The 4,707-nt window shown below is 41.0% G+C and carries 3 protein-coding genes; 1 reads left to right on the plus strand and 2 read right to left on the minus strand.

The window, feature by feature from the left end; genetic code table 11:
- Nucleotides 1-42 precede the first annotated feature (42 nt).
- Nucleotides 43-480 carry an Rrf2 family transcriptional regulator gene (locus ACFWE9_RS25980; protein ID WP_230158918.1) on the plus strand — a complete coding sequence of 146 codons (438 nt, stop codon included), beginning with the start codon at nt 43-45 and terminating at the stop codon, nt 478-480.
- 89 nt (nt 481-569) lie between these two features.
- On the opposite strand, the gene ACFWE9_RS25985 is transcribed toward ACFWE9_RS25980, so the two are convergent.
- Both ACFWE9_RS25985 and ACFWE9_RS25990 read right to left on the minus strand, forming a co-directional pair.
- Complete coding sequence (locus ACFWE9_RS25985; protein WP_230158917.1) at nt 570-767, minus strand: hypothetical protein; 198 nt, start codon at nt 765-767, stop codon at nt 570-572.
- A 654-nt stretch (nt 768-1,421) separates the two neighbouring features.
- Nucleotides 1,422-4,523 carry an SH3 domain-containing protein gene (locus ACFWE9_RS25990; protein WP_230158916.1) on the minus strand — a complete coding sequence of 1,034 codons (3,102 nt, stop codon included), beginning with the start codon at nt 4,521-4,523 and terminating at the stop codon, nt 1,422-1,424.
- Nucleotides 4,524-4,707 lie beyond the last annotated feature (184 nt).

Genomic DNA, 4,707 nt, shown 5'->3' on the forward strand with positions numbered 1-4,707 from the left:
TTTATGCTATATAAGAATAGAGATTTTAAAGGAGAGATAAAAATGTCAATCAGTACCCGTTTTTCCGTAGGAATCCATATATTATCTCTTTTAGAAATAAATAAAGAAGGCGTTAACACTTCTGATTTTATTGCCAAAAGTGTAAACACCAACCCTGCCTTAATCAGAAAAATCACCGGAATGCTTAAGACTGCAGGTTTAGTGAACGTTCGGCCAGGCATCGCTGGTGCAACATTAGCCAAGGAATTATCGGAAATTACTTTGCTTGATGTTTATCAAGCTGTTAACGTACTGTCCGACAAAGAGTTATTCGGAATACATGAAAATCCTAATCCAGCTTGTCTTGTTGGAAGAAACATACAGGGTGCAATAGAGCCCATCTTTTCAGTTGCTGAACTTGCCTTGGAAAAGGCATTGGGAGTAGTAACGATCGAAGATGTCGTTAAGGATATTATAGCAAAGGATAAAGATGAAAATTAGTCGATCTATCATTTCGGAGATATAATTGTACCTTTCGTTGATATATCTCCATTTTCGGAGATAAAATGACACTTTTCGTCGATATATCTTCATTTCCGGCGATATACTGGCACCTTTCGTCGATCTATCTTCACTTCCGGCGATATTCTGGCACCTTTCGTCGATCTATCTCCATTTCCGGAGAAATAATGACACGTTTCATCGGTATATCTCCATTTCCGGAGATATACCGGCACTTTTCGTCGATCTATCTTCACTTCCGGAGATATTCTGGCACTTTTCGTCATCTATCTTCACTTCCGGAGATATTCTGGCACCCTTCGTCGATATTTCTCCATTTCCGGCGATATACTGACACTTTTCGCCGATCTATCTCCATTTCCGGCGATATTCTGGCACCTTTCGTCTATATTTCTCCATTTCCGGCGATATTCTGGCACCTTTCATCGGTATATCTCCATTTCTGGAGATATTCTGGCACTTTTCGTCATCTATCTTCACTTCCGGAGATATTCTGGCACCCTTCGTCGATATTTCTCCATTTCCGGCGATATACTGACACCTTTCGTCGATCTATCTCCATTTCCGGCGATATTCTGGCACCTTTCGTTGATATATCTCCATTTTCGGAGATATACTGACACTTTTCGTCGATATATCTTCACTTCCGGAGATATTCTGGCACTTTTCGTCGATCTATCTTCTTTTCCGAAGATAAATTGGTACTTTTCGCAGATATATCTCCATTTCCGGCGATATACTGACACTTTCCGTCGATCTATCTCCACTTCCGGAGAAATAATGACACCTTTCATCGATTTATTTCATTTCCGGAGAAATAATTGCACCTTTCGTCGATAACTCTGTAAATCATAAGCTTCAAGATAGTTTGAGAGGCAAAAAACACATGAGATAAGACTCATGTGTTTTTTATTGATTGTTTATTTGTACTTAGGAACTTCTATCGTCAATTTATAGGAATCTAATAAACTATATAAATTATAAATCTGTTTCACTTGCTTTGTTGCCCAACCAATATCCGTTGCGTACTGGTGTGAAGCATATCCATACTTCTCGGCTGCTGTAGGATTCCATCTCATTTTGTACAGCGTATCCTGTCCAGCAGAGATATATCCTTTGGCGATAAATTCGGCACCGCCTATGATGGCCGCTTCCGGAGTGAACCAGCCTGCATTATATGCGTATTGTGCCCCGCTGCTTAACGCTGTTCCGTCATAAGCTCCCACTCCATACATATTATAGACCGTTTTCCCATTCACCTTTACACCTGTTGCTAATGGTGAAGTACCATTCCCCGTTTCCAGGAGGGCGTGAGAGATCAGGTAAATTTCATTCACTCCATACTTTTCACCTGCCGAAGTGAAGGTTGCTGCTTTGCCTTGTAAAATTCCTTTACCGGAAAGGATTCTATCATTCACTTCAGAAACATTCATGTTGGTGACTTGAGAGAGCTTAACGAATTGGTATGAATGAACTGGATCATTTACGAAATTATCAGGATTTAGATTATACCGTATGTCTTCTAGACTAGCATTTACCCATGTCTTGTTATAATTCACTTCATACCAATAGTACCCGTCAGAGCCTTTGACTTTTGAATTAATATTCAGTGATTGATTATTGCTGACAGCACCGACTACCCAATAATTAGATCCTGCTCCGCCCCTTACACGCCAGCCGGTTCCTTTAACGGTGCCCGTTGTTGAATTGATTAAGGTTAAGCCATCCTCGCGTATGTAGGTTTTATACCTTTTATCCGTTTGACCATTTGCAGCCATTTGAATTTCAACCATCTTGTCCATTGTCAGATTATACGCTTTATCGATCCTGACGATCGATCCATTAGAGCCCCCTGGACTTTCCGGTGCTTTGGCTGATAAATATTTAGAACTGACATAACCCGTTTTTCCATTCGCCGTTATTCTTGACCAGCCATTAGACTCGGAATACACCGTTACAGCCGTTTTGTTTATAAGCTTAGCAATAATTGAACCGGACGTTGATGCTGATGAGCGCATATTTAAACTGGAGCCATCACTCACATCTACATATTTTACTAACGTCGTTTCTTCACCGCCTGGATTCGGATTTGGACTTTCCGTTATAGGACCAGGCTTTGTTGCTGATAGATATTTCGTATTGACGTATCCTTCTCCGCCATACGCTTTAATTTTTGACCAACCATTTGATTCCGAGATGACTTCTACCTCTATACCTCTTGCCAATTTCACAATGACGGAAGCATCTTCAGACGGTTTATTCCGCATATTGAGCGTTCCTGAGCTTACATTTACATATTTCGTCGTCGTTTTTTCAGGGACGGATGGTTTTGATTCAGTTACCGGCTTTGTTGTCGAAAGATATTTCGTGCTGACATACCCTTCTTTCCCATTTGCTTTGATCTTCGCCCATCCTTGGGATTCCGAATATACCGTTACCTCCGTGCCATTTGTCAGCTTCGCGACTATGCTCGCGCTATCTGTCCCGCTTTTTCGCAAATTGAGTGTTCCAGAATCAACATTTACATATTTCGTTGTCGTTTTTTCAGGTGTGGATGGCTTGGATTCCGTTACTGGTTTTGTAGTCGATAGATATTTGGTGCTGACATGTCCGTCTTTTCCATTGGCTTTGATCTTCGCCCAACCTTTGGATTCCGAATACACCGTTACCTTCGTTCCTTTTGAAAGCTTCGCGACTATGCTTGCACTTGCCGTCCCGCTTTTTCGCATATTGAGCGTGCCGGAACTTACATTCACAAATTTCGTTGTCGTCTTTTCAGGTGTGGATATATTGGAGCCCGATCCTGGCTTTGCTGTCGATAGATATTTGGTGCTGACATATCCTTCTTTTCCGTTGGCTTTGATTTTCGCCCAACCCTTGGTCTCCGAATATACCGTTACCTTCGTTCCTTTTGAAAGCCTCGCGACTATGCTTGCACTTGCCGTCCCGCTTTTCCGCATATTGAGCGTACTTGCATTCACATATTTGGTCGTCGTCTTTACAGGTGCGGATATATTAGATCCTGATCCTGGCTTTGCTGTCGATAGATATTTCGTGCTGACATATCCTTCTTTTCCATTGGCTTTAATCTTCGCCCAACCTTTTGATTCCGAATATACCGTTACCTTCGTTCCTTTTGAAAGCCTCGTAATTATGCTAGCACTTGCCGTCCCGCTTTTTCGCATATTAAGCGTGCTTGCATTCACATATTTCGTTGTTGTTTTAACTGATGCTGCAGCTTTAGTTACCGTACCAGGCTTTGTCGTCGATAGATACTTGGTATTGACATAACCATCTTTTCCATTAGCTTTGATTTTCGCCCAACCTTTTGATTCCGAATACACCGTTACCTGAGTGCCTCTGGTCAGCTTCGCAACTATGCTTGCATTATCCGTCTCTGTTTTTCTCATATTCAGTGAACCCGTGCTAACATTCACATACTTTGTCGTTGCTTTAACCGATACTGCAGCTTTAGTTACCGTACCAGGTTTCTTCGTCGATAGATACTTGGTATTGACATAACCCTCTGTTCCATTGGCTTTGATCTTTGCCCAACCATTTGATTCCGAATACACCATCACCTGTGTGCCTCTGGTCAGCTTTGTTACGATGGTGCCATTATCCGTCCCTGTTTTCCTCACATTCAGTGAACCCGTGATAACATTCACATATTTAGTAGTCGTTTTAACCGATACTGCAGCTTTCGTTAAAGTCCCCGGCTTCTTTGCCGATAAATACTTCATACTGACATAACCATCTTTTCCATTGGCTTTGATTTTCGCCCAACCTTTTGATTCCGAATACACCGTTACCTGCGTACCCTTTGTCAGCTTTGTGACGATGCTTGCATTTTCCGCCCCAGTTTTTCTCATATTGAGTGAACCTGAATTCACATTGACATACATTACACTTGTTTCAAAATTGGTCTGTTCTGCGTGGAGTGGAGCTGCAGATATTTTTTCTTCGAATGCAACTGTAGACAACACTGCAAAACAGAAAGTTGGTAAAATTAGTTTTTTCATCTCATTCTCCCTACTAAAGAATTATATTTTTAACATTTATTTAAATATCGGTTAAATTCAGCGTTATATTATGGGTATATTTACTTATTCATTAAAAATATAACATAAACCTTTAGATCTACAGTGAGACCAACAGGGATTTTAATATAACGGTAAACTATTAGACATTTAAGTAATATTATAG

Source organism: Peribacillus sp. NPDC060253 (genome assembly GCF_042727425.1).
GTDB lineage: Bacteria > Bacillota > Bacilli > Bacillales > DSM-1321 > Peribacillus.